Genomic DNA, 17,415 nt, shown 5'->3' with positions numbered 1-17,415 from the left:
CGCCGGCTTTGCGCATCCCCCGCACGGGGGATGCGGCACCGATCAGTTGCCTGCCGGCTCGCCAAAAGCCTCGACGAAGGCGGCGTCCATTATGGCCAGCTTGACCGCCTGGGCGGTCATGTATTCCTGATAGAAATCGCGCGACACCCACATCACCGAATTGCCGCGCTGGCCGAGCCAGCCGACACTGCCGAGGTCTTCGGCATCGCGCAGCTTGCGCGCCAGATGGGTTCGCGACAGCTTGAGCCATTTGGCGAAATCGCCGATCGAAACGATGCCGGTCGGGATTTGAGCGCGTCCGGCATCGTCGGGATCGACGCCCGAGATCAGCCAGTCCATGACGACGCCGCCATTGTTGAGCCAGGTGAACAGGGAAAAGGTCTGCTTGGGCTCACGCACGGGATTGGACGAAAGCAAGCCATCGGCCACCAATGGCTGCACCCTGGCGAGCCCATCCGGCTGTGCCAGGAACATAGCCAGGCGGTTGGCGCCGTCGAGACTGTCCAGCGTGTGCAGATGAGCCATCATCCAGAGGGTAACCGGCTCCAGTGAGGGTAGCGCCGGCTGCAGAGGGCGGATGCGGCCGTCTTGTGACGTGGGCACATACTCGATGAAACCGTAGTGCAGCATTTCCTTGACGAAGGCGTCGGCGGTGTTGCGGCTGGCCACGGAATTCTGGCGGATCACGTCGATGAAACGCGCCGCCGTCAATTCCTTGCGATAGTCGTCGGGCTCCCGCCTGAAATGCAAGGCGAGACCGATATGGGCCATCAGCCAGCGTTGCTGAGTGGCGAACACCGAGGCGAGCCGCGGGTTCATCTCATAGGTCTGGTTCATCGCCTGTGCCTGGACGCGAATACAGCGATGCAATGCCGGATGACCGGCAATTTCTTCCAACGTGAGCGCCATTCTCCCCCTACCGCGCCGAGCCCTAAACAAAGACGCAAATCACATTTTCAGCCTTCGCGGTCCGTGTCCAGACGCGGTCAGTTGATAACAGGTTGCGATCGTTCGGGGCACATTCACAACCCAGGCAAATAAAGGTTCTCAGCGATGCTCCGGCGCCGGAAAACAGGCGTCGAAAGCGGCATCGACAATGGCCAGTTTGGCGGCTTGGACGGTCATGTATTCCTGGTAGAAGGTGTCCGACACCCACATCACCGAATGGCCGCGCTGACCGAGCCAGCCGATGCTGCCGAGGTTCTCGGCCGCACGCAGCTTGCGGGCAAGATGTGTCCGCGACAGCTTGAGCCATCTGGCGAAGTCTCCGATCGAAACCACGCTGGTTGGAATGCGGTCCAGGCCGGCATGATCGGGATCGATGCCCGACATCAGCCAATCCATGACGATGCCGCCATTGTTGAGCCAGATGAACAGGGAAAAGGTCTGGTTGGGTTCGCGTACCGGCTTGGAGGAAAGCAGGCCATCCGCCACCAGAGGCTGCAGCCTGGCGAGCATGTCGGGCCGCTCCAGGAACCTGGCCAGCCGGTCGGCGCCATCGAGATGATCCAGCGTCCGCAGATGGGCGAGGACCCAGCCGGTAAAAGTTTGTATGGTGGCCGCGGTCGGCTGCAAGGGATGCGTACGGCCGTCGCCGCCCGACACATACTCGGCGATGTCGTAGTGCAGCATTTCCTTGATGAAAGCGTCCGCTGTGTTGCGGCTGGCCACCGCGTGCCGATGCACGACCTCGGTGAACCGCGATACCGTCAGTTCCTTGCTGCGGTCGTGCGGATCGCGCCTGAAATGCATGGCAAGGCCGACATGTCCCATCAGCCAACGCTGCTGCGTGGCGAAAATGGAAGCCAGCCGTGGGCTCTCTTCATAGATGCGGATCAGCGCCAGCGACTGGGCCTGAACATAGCGATGCAGGGCCGGATGGCCGGCAATGTCTTCCAAATTCAGCGCCATCTTCCTCGCGTCCGAACGACCTCCGTAGCCCAGATGATACGCGCCACATTTTCAGCCTTCGCCGCTTGTGTCCAGACGTTCCATCCCGCTCCACAGGGTCGCCCAAACCGCGGCAGAGTCGGGTAGCTTGCTGCTAACTATTTGGGTAGTGGGTCAGTTTGAAACTGACCCACTACCACTATTTGCCATTGCTTGGGCGTCCGGTGAACGGCATAAAGCTGAAGATTTCGGTGATCACGCAGAGCGCGCAAGCGAGGCTCGAATCGGAAAAGCCGGCGCCCCGGACAATCGCCGGGGGCGCCGTACGATCGCTATCGGTCTGCGTCAGCCGTTTGGATAATATCCGCCATCGGAACCATCACCCATATAGATGCCGCCGCCTGCATCATTCAGCAGTTGTTGATCCAGATCTTCAACCTGGCTGAGCAAATCCCGGTACGCGCCATTGCCCGTTGCCGAGCGATGGATGGCGTCGGCCCTCATCATCAGATCGTGCTCCTGCGCCGGGGTGATCGCCTTTGCATCCCTTGCCTCGACAATCCCCTGCTTGACGCCCTGCAACTGGTCCAGGACGGCTCTGGCCTCGACAGACATGGCCTGCGGCTCGACCCTGTGGCGGTGGACCGCGTATGCACTCGATAACGGCACCGCCGCCAGAAGCGATGCGATTGCTATGATCCTTGGTGTGAAATTGCGCATGATTGCGCCTCCCTTGAACGGGAAAAGCGGTATGGATATCGCTTTCCGAAACGCGGGCAATCCGCTCCGTCGCGTCGCGATGATCCTGTCATCGCCGGCGGTTCGTGGCCCGCGATATTCATATAGGCCTGCTCCAGGTCACGGCATGGCAAGGAACGGAAAAGTTACAGGCTGTTGATCGCGGAAGGAGGAGCTTCGGACTTAGCGCATCGGCCGGCCGCCGCAACCATCTCACTCTCCCGGTTGTGCACTTGGCTGCCAAGGGTGCCATGTCCGCGACCGCAGCCGCCGGCACCAGCGGCCAAAACGGTCGACGTAGATGTAGATGACCGGCGTCGTGTAGAGGGTCAGGATCTGGCTCAGGATCAGGCCGCCGACGATGGCGATGCCGAGCGGCTGGCGCAGCTCGCTGCCTTCGCCAAGGCCGATGGCCAGGGGCACCGCGCCGAACAGCGCCGCCATGGTCGTCATCATGATCGGGCGAAAGCGCAGCAGGCACGCCTGGTAGATGGCGTCATGCGCCGACTTGTTCTCGTTGCGCTCGGCGGCCAGCGCGAAGTCGATCATCATGATCGCGTTCTTCTTGACGATGCCGATCAGGAGGATGACGCCGATGAGCGCCATGATGCTGAATTCGATGTCGAAGGCTGACAGGGCCAGCAGCGCGCCGACGCCGGCCGAGGGCAGTGTGGAGAGAATGGTCAGCGGGTGGGCGTAGCTCTCGTAGAGGATGCCAAGCACGACATAGACGGCGATCAGCGCGGCAAGAATGAGCAGCGGCTGATCGGAAAGCGAATCCTGGAACACCCGGGCGGTGCCCTGGAAACTGCCACGGATGGTGGCCGGCATGCCGATACGGTCCGCCGCCGCGTTGATGGCCGCAACCCCGTCGCTGAGTGCCACGCCCGGCGCGAGATTGAACGACAGCGTGGTTGCGACGAACAGGCCCTGGTGGTTGACCGAAAGCGGCGTGCTGCCGGGACCATAGCTGGCGACCGCCGACAACGGCACCATCGTCTCGGTTCTCGTGCTGACGGCCGATCCGGTCGAAGCGGCGGTCTTGCCGGTGCTGGTGATGGAATTGGTTGCCTGGTTGCGCGCGGCATCCGCCGCCGTTGATGCCGCACTGCTGGACTGCCCCGGCGTGACGAATGTGCCGGCAACCGCATTGCTCGCCTGCGAACCGTGCACCGATCCGCCCGACGTGCTGACATAGACCTGGCTCAGGGCCTCGGGATTCTGCCAGTATTGCGGCGCCACCTCCATGATGACGTGGTACTGGTTGCGCGCCACATAGATGGTGGAAACCTGGCGCTGGCCGAAGGCGTCGTAGAGCGTGTTGTCGATCTGGCCGACGGTGATGCCGAGGCGCGTCGCGGTATCGCGATCGATTGTAACATCCGCCTCCAGGCCTTTGTTCTGCTGGTCGCTGTTGACGTCGGTCAGCTTCGGCTCGGTCTGCAGTGCCGCCGCGAGCTTTGGCGCCCATTGCGCGAGCTCGTCGAAACTGTCGCCCTGCAATGTGTACTGGTACTGGGCGTTCGACTGACGCCCGCCGACGCGAATGTCCTGCACCGCCTGCAGGAAGAGCGTGGCGCCCGGCACCACCGCAAGTTCGCGCCGCAGTCGGGCGATCACCTGGTCGGCGGAAACCTTGCGTTCGGCCAGCGGCTTCAGCGACACGAACATCGAACCGGAATTGGTCTGGCCGCCACCGGTGAAGCCGACAGCGGCATCGACGGCAGGGTCCTTGCCGACGATGCCGGCGAACTGGCTGAGCTTCTGCGACATCAGCTGGAAGGAGGTCGCCTGGTCGGCCTGGATCGAGCCGACAAGCCGGCCGGTATCCTGCTGCGGAAAGAAACCCTTGGGGATGGTGACGTAGAGATAGAAATTGAGGCAGAGCGTCGCCGCGAGCACGGCCATGATCAGCAGCGGATGGGCGAGCGCCCAGGAGAGCGACCGGCGGTAGCCGTCCAGCATGGCGTCGAAGACGCGCTCGCTGAAGCGATAGAGCCGGCCGTGCGCGCGGCCTCGCTCGTCGCGCAGCAGGATCGAGCACATCATCGGGGTCGTGGTCAGCGAAATGGCGAGCGAGACGAGGATCGCTGCCGACAGCGTGATGGCGAATTCGCGGAACAGCCGGCCGATAATGCCGCCCATCAGCAGGATGGGGATGAAGACGGCAATCAGCGAAAGGCTCATCGACAGCACGGTGAAGCCGACCTCCTGTGCGCCCTTGATCGCCGCCTGCACGCGGCCCATGCCGGCGGCGGTGTGGCGGGAGATATTCTCGAGCACGACGATGGCGTCATCGACGACGAAGCCGGTGGCGACCGTCAGCGCCATCAGCGACAGATTGTCGATACTGAAGCCGAGCAGGTACATGGCGCCCAGCGTGCCGATCAGCGACACCGGTACCGCGACGATCGGCACCAGTGCCGAGCGCACATCGCGCAGGAAGGCGAAGACAACCAGGATAACCAGGCCGATGGCGATCATCAGTGTCTGTCCGACTTCCCATAGCGAAGCACGGATGGTGGTCGAGCGGTCGACCGCCAGCGACAGATCGATGGCTGGCGAGATCGAGGCGCGCAGCGACGGCATCAGCGTCTTCACGCGGTCGACCGTCGCGATGATGTTGGCGTTGGGCGAGCGGTTGAGGATGATCAGCACGCCCGGCTTGCCATTGGCAAGACCGGCATTGCGGATGTTCTCGACGGAATCGTCGACCTTGCCGACATCGGAAAGCCGCACCGGCGCGCCGTTGCGATAGGCCACCACCAGCGAGCGATAGGCGTCCGCATGGTTGGCCTGGTCATTGGCGTAGATCTGGTAGCGCTGCGGGCCGACGTCGACGGCGCCCTTGGGACTGTGGGCGTTGGCCGAGGCGAGTGCCGCTCGCACATCCTCCAGCCCGATGCCGTAATTGTAGAGCGCCTGCGGATTGAGCTCGACGCGCACCGCCGGCAGCGAACTGCCGCCTACTGACACCTCGCCGACGCCATCGACCTGCGACAGTTTCTGCGCCAGCACGGTGCTGGCGGCGTCGTAGAGCTGTCCCTTCGACAGAGTGTCGGAGGTGAGCGTCAGAATGAGGATCGGGGCGTCGGCCGGATTGACCTTGCGGTAGGTGGGGTTCGAATGCAGGCTGGACGGCAGGTCGGCGCGCGCCGCGTTTATGGCAGCTTGTACATCGCGCGCGGCGCCGTCGATGTCGCGGTCGAGGCCGAACTGCAAAGTGACGCGGGCGCTGCCGACGCTGCTCGACGACGTCATTTCGTTGACATCGGCGATCTCGCCGAGATGCCGTTCGAGCGGGCTGGCAACCGTGTTGGACACCACCTGCGGGCTGGCGCCCGGCAGCGATGCCCGCACCGAGATCACGGGGTAGTCGACCTCAGGCAGCGGCGCCACCGGCAATTGCGGAAACGCCACCAGTCCCGCCGCCAGCAGGCCGAAGGTCAGCAAGGTGGTGGCGACCGGGCGCCGGATGAAGGGGGCAGACAGGTTCATGGCGCGGTGTCCGCGCCATGCGCTGAGGGAAAATCGGTCTGGATGCCTTGCAGCCGGGCGGCAAGGCGATCGAACCAGAGATAGATGACCGGCGTGGTGAACAGCGTCAGCAACTGGCTGACGAGCAGGCCGCCGACGATGGTGACGCCGAGGGGATGGCGCAGTTCCGAACCGACGCCGGTGCCGAGCATCAGCGGCAGCGCGCCCAGCATCGCCGCCAGCGTCGTCATCAGGATCGGGCGGAAGCGCAGCAGGCAGGCCTGGTAGATGGCCTCGCGCGGCGCCTTGCCTTCGTTGCGCTGCGCGTCGAGCGCGAAGTCGATCATCATGATGGCGTTCTTCTTGACCACGCCGATCAAGAGAATGATGCCGATGATCGAGATGATGGTCAGGTCCTCGCCGGCGATCATCAGCGCCAGCAGCGCGCCGATGCCGGCCGAAGGCAGTGTCGACAGGATGGTGATCGGGTGGATGAAGCTCTCATAAAGCACGCCGAGCACGATGTAGACGGTAATCACGGCCGCCAGGATCAGGAACAGCGTGTTGTCGAGCGAAGCCTGGAAGGCGCGCGCCGCGCCCTGGAAACTGGTGATGACGCTGAGCGGCATGCCGATCTCGCTTTGCGCCTGCTGTATCGCGGTGACCGCTTCGCCCAGCGACGCCCCAGGCGCCAGGTTGAACGACACGGTGGTGGCGGGGAATTGCCCCATATGGGTGATCTGCAGGGGTGCCGTGGCGACATGGGTGCTGGCGACGACGGCAAGCGGCACCGGACTGCCGCCGGTCGATGACGGCAGGTAGACGGAGGACAGCGCGCGCAGCGAATCCTGCAAGGAAGGATCCGCTTCGAGGATGACCCGGTACTGGCTGGACGTGGTGAAGATGGTCGAGACGATGCGCTGGCCGAAGGCGTCGTAGAGCGCGTTGTCGATCGTTGCCGGCGTGATGCCGAAGCGCGCCGCCTGGTCGCGGTCGATGTCGACGAAGACGGCGAGGCCGGCATCCGACAGGTCGCTGGCGACGTCGGCGATCTCAGGCAGCGTGTTCAATCTTGCCAGCAGTTTCGGCGTCCATAGCGTCAGCTCGTCCGGATTGGCATCCTGGAGGACGAATTGGTACTGCGTGCGGCTGACCGTGCCGTCTATGGTCAGGTCCTGCACGGGCTGCATGTAGAGGGTGACGCCGGCCATCGAAGCGGTGGCCTGCTTCAGGCGTGCGATAACCTGCGTGATATCGGCGGTGCGCTCTTCATGCGGCTTGAGGTTGATGAGGATGCGGCCGACATTGAGCGTGGTGTTGGTGCCATCGACGCCGATGAAGGACGACAGGCTGTCGACATCGGGGTCTTTCAGGATGACAGCGGCAAGCTGCTGCTGGCTCTCGGCCATCGCGGCATAGGATATCGACTGCGGTGCCTCGGTGATGGCCTGGATGACGCCGGTATCCTGCACGGGAAAGAACCCCTTCGGGATGACCACGTAGAGTGCCACCGTCAGCACCAGCGTGGCCGCCGCCACCAACAGCATCAGCGTCTGCCGGTCGAGCACCCAGGTCAGTGCATGGCCGTAGCCCCGGATCACCCAGTCGAAGAAGTCGCGGCTGGCGCGCTGCAGGGCGTTCTCGCGCACCGCCGACAACGGCTTGAGCAGCTTAGCGCAGGCCATAGGCACCAGCGTCAGCGACACCACGGCGGAAATCAGGATGGTGGTGGCGAGCGTGATGGAGAATTCGCGGAACAGCCTGCCGACGACATCGCCCATGAACAGCAGCGGGATCAGCACCGCGATCAGCGAGACGGTCAGCGAGATGATGGTGAAACCGATCTGCTGCGATCCCTTCAGCGCCGCCTGCAGCGGCGTCGCACCCTCCTCGACGTAGCGCGCGATGTTTTCGATGACGACGATGGCGTCATCGACGACGAAGCCGGTGGCGATGGTCAGCGCCATCAGCGAAAGATTGTCGAGGCTGAAGCCGAACAGATACATCACCCCCAGCGTGCCGACCAGCGACAGGGGAACGGAGAGGCTCGGGATAAGCGTCGCGCGCGCGCTGCGCAGGAAGACGAAAATGACCAGCACGACGAGGATGATGGCGAGTGTCAGTTCGTATTCGACGTCGCGCACGGAAGCGCGGATGGTGGTGGTGCGGTCGGTCAGCACCTTGACGTCGATGGCGCTCGGCAGCGAGGCCTGCAATTGCGGCAGCAGCGCCTTGATCCGATCAACCACCTCGATGACATTGGCGCCGGGCTGGCGCTGGATGTTGATGATGATCGCCGGCGTGCTGTTCATCCAGGCCGCCAGCCTGTTGTTCTCCGTGGCGTCGACCACATCGGCCACATCGCTCAGCCGTACCGGGGCGCCGTCCTTGTAGGCGACGATCAGCGACCGGTATTCGTCGGCGCTCTTCAGCTGGTCGTTGGCGTTGATGGTGTAGGCCCGCGACGGTCCGTCGAAATTGCCCTTCGGCGTGTTGACGTTGGCGCTGCCCAGCGTGGTGCGCAGATCGTCGAGATTGAGGCCATAGGCGGCGAGCTTGCGCGGATCGGCCTGGACCCGCACGGCCGGGCGCTGGCCGCCGCTGAGGCTGACGAGGCCGACGCCCGCCAGCTGCGAGATCTTCTGCGCCAGCCTTGTGTCGGCGAGCTGCTGCACGTCGCGCAGCGGCATCGTGCCCGATGTCAGGCCGAGCGTCAGCACCGGCGCGTCGGCCGGATTGACCTTGGCGTAGATCGGCGGTGCCGGCAGATCGGCCGGCAGCAGATTGCCGGCGGCATTGATGGCCGCCTGCACCTCCTGCTCGGCGACATCGAGCGAGATCGCAAGGCTGAACTGCAGCGTGATGACCGAGGAGCCGGCCGAACTCACCGAGTTCATCTGGTTGAGGTTGGCGATCTGCCCGAGCTGGACTTCCAGCGGTGCGGTGACCGAGGACGTCATGACGTCCGGGCTCGCGCCGGGATAGAAGGTCTGCACCTGGATGGTCGGATAGTCGACCTCCGGCAGCGCCGAGACCGGCAGATAGCGGTAGGCCAGCAGGCCGGACAGCATGATGGCAACCATGAACAGCGATGTCGCCACCGGCCGGAGAATGAAGGCTCGCGACGGGCTCATTGCTGCTGCCCGGACTCCGCATGACGGTGCTTGCGGCCCTGGCCCTTGCGCCTGGACGTATCGTCCGGTTTCGACGCATCCGAGGCGGGCTGATCAGGTGTCTGCGCCTGCGGTTGAGGTGCTGTCCCCGGCGGTGGCGATGGCGATGTCGGGGTCTGTGCCGGCGCTGGCGCCTGTGTCGCGCCATCCTGCCGCAGGTTGATGTGGGCGCCGTCGCGAAGCTTGTCGGCGCCATCGACGACCACGCGGTCGCCGGGGTTGAGGCCCGACAGGATCTCGACGCGCTCGCCATTGGTGACGCCAAGCGTGACCTTGCGCACGGAGACGGTGCTGTCGGGATTGACCAGATAGACGAAGGTGCCGGGCTGGCCGCGCTGTATCGAGGCGATCGGGGCGACCGCCACGTCCTTGTGCTCGTCCACCAGAAGCCCGACGTTGACGAACTGGTTCGGATAGAGACTGCGCGTTTCGTTGGCGAAGCCCGCCCTCAGCTTGATGGTGCCGGTGCTCGGATCGATCTGGCTGTCGAAGGTTTCGAGCCGGCCGTCGGCAAGCTTGTTGTTGCCGGCGCGGTCGAAGGCGGTGGCGGGCAGCGTGGCGCCCTGCTGCAAGCGTTGCGCGATCGCTGGCAATTCGTCCTCGGGCACGCTGAAGAGGACACTGATCGGCTGTACCCTGGTGATGACGACGATGCCGTTGGCATCGCCCGGAGTCACGTAGTTGCCCTCATCCACCTGGCGCAGGCCGGCCCGCCCATCCACCGGAGCCAGGATTCGGCAATTGTCGAGATTGAGAGTGGCGGTCTGGACCATGGCCTGGTCGACCTGGATGGAGCCGGCGTCCTGCGCGACAAGGGCGACCTGCGCATCGAGCGTCTGATGTGTCGCAGCGCCCTGGGTGACCAGCGTCTGATCGCGTGCGAGGTCGAGCTGGGCATCCTTCAGCATCGCCTGGTCGCGCGCCAGCTGGCCCTGGGCCTGGGCCAGCGCTGCCTGGTAGGGGCGGGGATCGATCTCGGCCAGCAGGTCGCCCTTGCCGACGTTCTGACCCTCCTTGAAGTTCACCTGGACGAGCGGGCCGGTGACCTGCGGCTTGACCGTGACGGTGGAGAGTGAGGTGACCGTGCCAAGCGCGTTGACGGTGACGTCTATCGTGCCCTTCTCGATGGCCGCGGCGCCGATCGACATCGGTTGCGCGCCCCTTCTGTTGCCCGGCGCCGCAGCGGTGACCTGCGGGCGCTGGTACAGATACGCGCCGGTGGCGGCGACGACGGCGAGAAAGATCAGCCAGGGGATCCAGCCGCGCGAACGGCGTTGCGCGACAATCGTCTGCAGGGGCATTTCCAATTGCTGGTCCATGGCGGCATCTTTCACCCCCATCAACCAATATGGCCGAAACCGGCCCAAGTCGAATTAACACTTGGACAGGTTCGACCGGCCTTGGCCGCCTGTCATTCGCCCCGGTTTGCCTGTTATCGCGGCCGGGCCGCAGGCATGCGGATTACATGCGCATCAACAGGCCGCCGTCGACGGCGAGTTCGATGCCGGTAATGTAGCTCGCCGCGTCGGAAAGCAGGAAAAGCGCCGCGTTGGCCATGTCCTGCGGCGTGCCGATGCGGCCGAGCGGCGCGTAGCTCGCCACGGCCGAGCGCTTTTCCTCGGTGTCCCAGCGCGCCTGCAGCGGGGTTAGCGCCATGCCGGGACAGATGGCGTTGGAGCGGATGCGCTCGCCGGCAAGCTGCATGGCGAGCGACTTGGAGAGCGCGCAGACGCCAGCCTTCGATGCCTGGTAGGCATCCTGCGGGTTGGCGTCGCCGCGATACCACTGGATGGTCGAGAAATGCACCATGGCGCCGCCACGCCCGCCCGAGCGCATATGCGGCACGACCGAGCGCGCCGTGTGCACGAAGGATTTCAGATTGATCCTGAACACTTCGTCCCAGACGTCGAGGTCCATCTCGAGAGCCGACTTGTCACGGCCGAACCAGAGCACGCCGGCGACATTGGCGAGATAGTCGATGCCGCCGCGTTCGCGGCCGGCAGAGCCAATGACCTGTTCGACAAAGGCGGCGTCGGTGAGATCGCCCTGCGCGAAGGTGAGCCTGTCGTCATAGGCGGCGAGGGACACCGGGCGGGCCTTGATGTCGATGGCGGTGACGGAGGCGCCCGCATCGAGCAGCGCCAGCGCGATCGTCTCGCCCATGCCGCCGCCAGCGCCGGCGACGACCGCATGCCTGCCGGTGAAATCGTAAGCGATCATCTGAACCCCCTCATGTCCTCGCGCCAATGCGCGATTGCTTCCGCCGATGCGTGATATCGGGACAATAGGGGCGGATAAAATTTCCATCAAGCGGTATTAGAAAAAATTTGCCAAAATGGAAAATAGCGATATCGTGCTGGGATCGATGATGTTTCAGCTCGAATGGATTTCAAGACCATGAACCTGCATTCCGGCGCGCGGACCTTCTCCGTGACCTCTCCCGTCGACGGCTCGACCTACACGACGCGCAGCTATGCCGATGGCGCGGCAATCGGGGCCGCGCTCACGCGGGCTCGTGCCGCCTTGCCGTCCTGGCGGCGGATGAAGCTGGCCGACAGGTTGGCGATCCTGCTGCGCTTCGGCGAGGAGATGAAGGCGCGGGCAACGCCGCTTGCGGAAATGGTGGCCTGGCAGATCGGCCGGCCGCTGTGGCAGGCCGACGAGACGCCGCGCCTGGCGCTGGTCGGGCAGCTGCTTGCCGACATCGCGCCGGAAACGCTGGCCGACGTGCCCTATCCCTCGGACGACACCATTCGCCGCTATGCGCGGCCAGTTGCTGGCGGCCTGCATCTGTCGATCTGCGCCTGGAACTATCCGACCGCCATGCTCGGCTATCTCGTGACGGCGCCGATTGCCGCCGGCAATGTGGTGATCTTCAAGCATTCGCCGCAGACGCCGCTGATCGCCGAGCTTGCGGAAGAGGCCTTCCGTGCCGCCGGCGGCCCCGAGGGCGTGTTCCAGAGCCTGCACCTCGACCATGCCGATGCCGAGAACCTGATCGCATCGGGCGCCTTCAGTGCGGTGAATTTCATCGGTTCGGTCAATGGCGGCCGGCGCGTGCATGCCGCCGCCGCCGGCACCTTCACCCAGGTACATCTCGAACTCGGCGGCAAGGATCCGACTTATGTGCGCGCCGACGCCGACCTCGAGGCGACGATCCCGCAGATCGCCGAGGGCACCTATTCCAATGCCGGCCAGTCCTGCTGCTCGGTCGAGCGTATCTATGTCGATCAGGCAATCCATGACCGCTTCGTCGAAGCCCTGGTTGCCGAGACGGCGAAATGGACCATCGGCCATCCGATCGGCGAGAAGCCGATGGTCGGCCCGGTGGTGCGGGCGAGTGCCGTCGACGCCATTCGGGGTCTCACCGACAGCGCGGTGCGGGCAGGGGCCCGACGGCTGATGCCGCACGACGGCGCACTCAAAGCCTCTGCCCTCGGCGCCGCTTATGTCGCGCCGGAGGTCCTGGTCGGCGTCGACCACGGCATGCAGATCATGCGCGACGAGCTGTTCGGGCCGGTGGCCTGCATCCAGTCCGTCAGCGGCGACGAGCAGGCGATCACCCTGATGAACGACAGCGATTTCGGCCTCAGCGCCTCGATCTGGACCAGGGATATCGAGCGCGGCGTGGCGCTGCTCGACGAGGTCGAGGCCGGCACGGTCTATCTCAACCGCTGCGATCACGCCGACCTGCATCTGCCCTGGGGCGGCATCAAGAATTCCGGCCTTGGCCGCACCAATGGCCGCGCCGGCCTGGCGGAAGCGACAGCGGCGAAGTCCTATCATGTCCGCTCCGTCATCGGTTGATCCGGAGATCGGCACGATGAACGCTGCCAGCCTTGCAGAGCTTGATGATGCGGCCATCACCGCGCTGGCCGCGGCCAGCGTCGAGCGGCTGCGGATCGAGGCGGCAGGCCCCTATCTGCTGATCGCCGAACATGCCGGCAATCTGGTGCCGGCGCCATGGCGCGATCTTGGCCTCGCGGCACCCTATCTCGGCACGCATTTCGCCGTCGACATCGGCGTCGATGCCTTGACGCGCCGGCTGTCGCGGACGTTGCGGGCGCCGGCCGTAGTCGCGCATTGTTCGCGGCTTTTCCTCGACTACAATCGCCCGGCCGGTGAGTGGGACTTCATGCGGCCGGATCTTGGCGGCATTCCGGTGCCCGGCAATCTCGCGCCTGATGCGATCGACCGCCGGCTGCGTACCCTTATTGCCTGGGTGCCGCTCGAACAGGCAATCGTCGATGCGGCCGCCGGCCGGCAAGCGCTGATCTCGGTGCATTCCTTCACCCCGGTGATGGGTGGTGTCAGGCGCAATGTCGATATCGGCGTGCTGTGGCGGGAGCAGTCCCCGTTCGTCACCTCGGTGCTGAAAACCCTTGGCGCGCAGGGTGCGCAGGCCGGGTTGAGGATCGGCGACAACGAGCCATATGACTGGCGCCAGGCCATCGGCTACACGCTGAACCGGCACGGGCTGGAGCAGGGCAGGGCCTGTCTCTATCTCGAAGTCCGCAACGACCTGCTTGCCGATCCGGAAACATTCGAGCTCGTCAGCCGCACGCTTGAAACCGTATTTGCCACTGTCGCGATGTCGCTATGGCCGAAACCAGCCGTAGCCGTCTAAGGGCTGGACGCCCCAAGGCCACCCCGCTAGAGCTTGTCGAATTGGAAACACGACAGCCAAGGGCTTGGGCGATGCAGGGCAATGTGGGCAGCAAGATCCGGGATGCGCGCAAGGAGCGCAACATCACGCTGCGCGACCTCAGCGAACGCTCCGGCCTTTCGGTGTCGCAACTGTCGAAGCTCGAGAATGGCAAGGCCCGCCTGACGGTCGATGTGGCGCTGATGATCGCCGGCGTGCTGCATGTGCCGGTGGCCTCTTTCCTGTTCAGCCCGAAGCCCGGCATGCAGGCGCGGCGCTCGATCACGCGCGCCGGCAGCGGCATCCTGCATCAGGGCAACGCCATGGAATTCGAGGTCCTGTGCAGCGATTTTCGCGACAAGACCAACATTTTCTGGCGCGTCACGCTGCGGGCGAGGAGCTTCGAGGAGAATGGCGGCTGGCGCGCCCATTCAGGCGAAGAGTTCATCCATGTGCTGAGCGGCAGCCTCGAGCTGCACACGATCCATTATGATCCGGCGGTGCTGCGGCCGGGCGACAGCATCCTGTTCGACGGTGAAATGCAGCACGCCTACATCGCGCTTGGCGACGAACCGGTGGTCATGCTGATGTCGAACACCGTGCCGCGCGACGGGCTACCGGCCGGCGCCGGGATATGATCCCAGCCTGGCCAGAATCTGGTCGGAAAACGTGGCTTCTCAAGAATATTTTCTAAAACGGAAAAAAATGCTTGTTATGGAAAAATCTTGGGTCTAGCATCCCCGGGACTGGCCGACAGGAGAAATAGCCATCGGCCGGATGGGAGATGTGACCGATGCTGTCGGTTGAGGCAGTCAGCAAGACCTTTGGCGGCGTGCAGGCGCTACGCAGTGCCTCGCTATCCTGCGAGGCCGGCGAAATCCTCGGCCTGATCGGCCCTAATGGCGCCGGAAAGTCCACGCTGGTCAATGCCATCTCCGGTGTGCTCAAGCCCGACACCGGCAGTGTCCGGCTGGCGGGCAAGGAAATCACCGGCCATGGTCCCGAACACTGCGCACGGGCGGGTGTCGCGCGCACGTTCCAGACCATCCGGCTGTTTAGGGATTTGACCGTCCGGCAGAATGTCGAGGTCGCCCATATCACTTGCCAGGCGGTACGGCCGGACGTCGCGGCACGCATCGGCGTCGACCAGTTGCTTGCCCAATATCAACTGGACGGCTTCGCCGACGTCCCGGCCGGCACGCTGTCCTATGGCAGCCAGCGCCGACTCGAAATCGCCCGCGCGCTGGCGCTCGGCCCGTCGCTGCTTTTGCTCGACGAACCCGCGGCCGGCCTCAACGAAGGCGAGTCCGAGACACTGGCGGTGGCGATCGAAGGCATTCGCCGCGATGTCGGCTGCGCCACCATCGTCATCGATCACGATCTGCGTTTCATCAACCGGCTGTGCGATCGGCTCTGTGTCATGGACCAGGGCCAGGTGATCGCCTCCGGACAGACCGAAACGGTATGGCGCGATCCGCGCGTCATCGAGGTTTATGTCGGGCAGTCCGAAACGTCGTGACGCGCCCGCAACGGTAACAACAAGGGAGAAGGAGGGGTTCGATGGACAGGATGATTTTTGGGGACAAGATGATTTTGGGGGCCGCGATCGTCGCGGCTGGGGTTTTGCAGGTGACGCATGCCGGCGCCGCCGACCTGAAGATCGGGCTCGCGGTGGCGATGACCGGCACCTATGCGCCCTACAGCGAAGCCGAGGGCGCGCGCTGCATGGCCGACAAGCTGAACAAGGCTGCAGGCGCCGGCGATCCCAAGGTTGAGTTGATGATCGAGGACAACCGTTCCGACCCGCAGCTCTCGGTTTCGCTCGGCCAGAAATTCCTCGATGCCGGTGCGCAGATCATCACCGGCGTGCCATTTCCGGATGCGCTGATTCCGACCGCGCAGATCGCGGCACCCTATGGCGCCACCGTGTTTTCGGCGCCGAACACGCAGCTCGAGATGCAGCAGGCCGGGCTCGACAATTTCATCGCTGGCGCTGTGCCCGACCCGATCAATGCGGCGGCGACCGCCAATGCGCTTTACGGCAAGGGTGCCCGTACGGTGGCGCTGATGGTCTCGCCCGATGCCGGTTCCTATTCGGAAAAGCTGCCGGAATGGTTCGGCGAGGTGTTCGAGCACCTCGGCGGCAAGGTCGTCTCCAAGCTCAACTATTCCTGGGGCACCACCGACTGGTCGCCGCAGATCGCCAGCATCAAGGCGCTGCCGCAGAAGCCGGACGCCATCCACATCTGCGCCGTGCTGCCGGATGTCGGCATTTTCATTCGCCAGCTGCGCGCCAATGGCTATGACGGCTGGGTGGCGGGCTGCGACGCCTTCGACGACAAATCGCTGGAAGGAACCGTCGGCGATCCGGCATCGCTGGAGAAGGTGATGTTCGCCACCCATGGCGCGACCGGTGTCGACAGCCCGATCGACAAATTTCTCGCCCAGTGCAAGGCCGACGGCTACAAGATCAACGGCATCTTCGATGCGCTCGGCGCCGACATGGTGCAGATCAGCTACGAGGCGGCGAAGAAGTCCGGCACCGTCGAGCCCGCCGCCTTGCGCGAGGCGATCCGCGCGCCGGGCGGCTATCCCGGCACCACGGCACCGGTTATCTCGTTCGCTGAAAAGAAGGGCTACCCGGTCAAGGCCGTGCCGGTGATGGGTTTCGCCAGCGGCAAGCGGGTGCTGATCACCGACACGCCGCCGACCTTCGTTCCGGCGCTGAACTGACGGGCAGGCAAGCGATGATGGATCGAGCCTTCGCAATGCAGGCCCTGTCGTGCTGACGGTCGACAATCTGATCGTCCGCTACGGCGCGGTGACGGCGGTGCGCGACTTGAGCCTGAAGGTCGGGCGGGGGGAACTCGTCGCCCTGCTGGGGCCTAACGGTGCCGGCAAGAGCTCGACCATCAACGCGCTGACCGGACTGGTCGTGCCGGCCTCGGGCCGCATCGTTCTCGACGGCCAGGACATTTCGCGCGTCCGCACCGAGGACCGCATTCGCGCCGGCCTGACCTCGACGCCGGAAGGCCGGCATATCTTTGCCAATCTGACGGTCGGCGAGAACCTGCGGCTTGGTGCGGCGACACGGCGCGACCCGAAAGGGGTGCGCCAGGACATCGAGCGTTTCCTGACGCTGTTTCCTGTGCTTTCCGAACGCTACGGGCAAGCGGCCGGCACGCTCTCGGGCGGCGAGCAGCAGATGCTGGCCATCGCCCGGTCGCTGATGTCGCGGCCGAAATTGCTACTGCTCGACGAACCCTCGCTGGGCTTGGCACCGAAGATCGTGGTGCAGATCTTCGATTTCATCGGCGAGCTCAAGGCGGAGGGGCTGACGCTGCTGGTGGTCGAGCAGAACGCCAAACAAGCGCTGCGCTTCGCCGACCGCGTCTATGTCGTCAGCGCCGGCACGCTTCGCCACAGCGGGCCGCCGGCCAGCCTTGCCGACGAACACGGCCTCTTCAACCTCTACATTGGCGGGTAGGCGGC

Annotated in this window: 13 protein-coding genes; 6 read left to right on the top strand and 7 right to left on the bottom strand. The window is 64.6% G+C overall.

Annotated elements, in window-relative coordinates:
- Positions 1 to 42: 42 nt before the first annotated feature.
- The 7 genes from BPNPMPFG_RS14810 to BPNPMPFG_RS14780 form a co-directional block, all read right to left on the bottom strand.
- Entirely contained in the window at positions 43 to 909 is an 867-nt protein-coding gene (locus BPNPMPFG_RS14810) for a hypothetical protein (protein WP_258596172.1), read from the bottom strand.
- Positions 910 to 1,047: 138 nt separating this feature from the next.
- Positions 1,048 to 1,911, bottom strand: coding sequence for a hypothetical protein (locus BPNPMPFG_RS14805; protein WP_258596171.1), 864 nt, complete (start codon positions 1,909 to 1,911; stop codon positions 1,048 to 1,050).
- Positions 1,912 to 2,235: 324 nt separating this feature from the next.
- A complete protein-coding gene (locus BPNPMPFG_RS14800) occupies positions 2,236 to 2,610 on the bottom strand; it encodes a hypothetical protein (protein ID WP_258596169.1) in 375 nt (124 codons plus the stop codon).
- Between the two features lie 231 nt (positions 2,611 to 2,841).
- Positions 2,842 to 6,126 (bottom strand): efflux RND transporter permease subunit, encoded by a 3,285-nt coding sequence (locus BPNPMPFG_RS14795; RefSeq protein WP_258596168.1) that lies wholly within the window; start codon positions 6,124 to 6,126, stop codon positions 2,842 to 2,844.
- The gene (locus BPNPMPFG_RS14790) at positions 6,123 to 9,239 is read right to left on the bottom strand and encodes an MdtB/MuxB family multidrug efflux RND transporter permease subunit (RefSeq protein WP_258596167.1); all 3,117 of its coding nucleotides are present in this window, start codon (positions 9,237 to 9,239) and stop codon (positions 6,123 to 6,125) included. The genes BPNPMPFG_RS14795 and BPNPMPFG_RS14790 overlap by 4 nt, the downstream gene beginning before the upstream one ends.
- Positions 9,236 to 10,597 (bottom strand): efflux RND transporter periplasmic adaptor subunit, encoded by a 1,362-nt coding sequence (locus tag BPNPMPFG_RS14785; RefSeq protein ID WP_258596166.1) that lies wholly within the window; start codon positions 10,595 to 10,597, stop codon positions 9,236 to 9,238. The genes BPNPMPFG_RS14790 and BPNPMPFG_RS14785 overlap by 4 nt, the downstream gene beginning before the upstream one ends.
- Before the next feature lie 142 nt (positions 10,598 to 10,739).
- Entirely contained in the window at positions 10,740 to 11,498 is a 759-nt protein-coding gene (locus BPNPMPFG_RS14780; RefSeq protein ID WP_258596165.1) for an SDR family NAD(P)-dependent oxidoreductase, read from the bottom strand.
- Positions 11,499 to 11,675: 177 nt separating this feature from the next.
- On the opposite strand from BPNPMPFG_RS14780, the gene BPNPMPFG_RS14775 reads away from it, so the two are divergent.
- The 6 genes from BPNPMPFG_RS14775 (at position 11,676) to BPNPMPFG_RS14750 (ending at position 17,410) form a co-directional block, all read left to right on the top strand.
- The gene (locus BPNPMPFG_RS14775; protein ID WP_258596164.1) at positions 11,676 to 13,085 is read left to right on the top strand and encodes an aldehyde dehydrogenase family protein; all 1,410 of its coding nucleotides are present in this window, start codon (positions 11,676 to 11,678) and stop codon (positions 13,083 to 13,085) included.
- Positions 13,063 to 13,905 carry an N-formylglutamate amidohydrolase gene (locus BPNPMPFG_RS14770; protein WP_258596163.1) on the top strand — a complete coding sequence of 281 codons (843 nt, stop codon included), beginning with the start codon at positions 13,063 to 13,065 and terminating at the stop codon, positions 13,903 to 13,905. The genes BPNPMPFG_RS14775 and BPNPMPFG_RS14770 overlap by 23 nt, the downstream gene beginning before the upstream one ends.
- Before the next feature lie 71 nt (positions 13,906 to 13,976).
- Positions 13,977 to 14,561, top strand: coding sequence for a helix-turn-helix domain-containing protein (locus BPNPMPFG_RS14765; protein ID WP_258596161.1), 585 nt, complete (start codon positions 13,977 to 13,979; stop codon positions 14,559 to 14,561).
- A gap of 155 nt (positions 14,562 to 14,716) precedes the next feature.
- Entirely contained in the window at positions 14,717 to 15,442 is a 726-nt protein-coding gene (locus BPNPMPFG_RS14760; protein WP_258596160.1) for an ABC transporter ATP-binding protein, read from the top strand.
- A 41-nt stretch (positions 15,443 to 15,483) separates the two neighbouring features.
- Positions 15,484 to 16,656 (top strand): ABC transporter substrate-binding protein, encoded by a 1,173-nt coding sequence (locus BPNPMPFG_RS14755; protein ID WP_258596158.1) that lies wholly within the window; start codon positions 15,484 to 15,486, stop codon positions 16,654 to 16,656.
- Between the two features lie 49 nt (positions 16,657 to 16,705).
- Positions 16,706 to 17,410 carry an ABC transporter ATP-binding protein gene (locus BPNPMPFG_RS14750; RefSeq protein WP_258596157.1) on the top strand — a complete coding sequence of 235 codons (705 nt, stop codon included), beginning with the start codon at positions 16,706 to 16,708 and terminating at the stop codon, positions 17,408 to 17,410.
- The last annotated feature ends 5 nt before the right edge of the window (positions 17,411 to 17,415 follow it).

Origin of the sequence: Mesorhizobium sp. AR07 (assembly GCF_024746815.1) — a bacterium.
In the GTDB taxonomy this organism is placed as follows: Bacteria; Pseudomonadota; Alphaproteobacteria; order Rhizobiales; family Rhizobiaceae; genus Mesorhizobium.
The sequence above is the reverse complement of the archived record's forward strand: the minus strand, read 5'-3'. Positions and strand labels throughout refer to the sequence as shown.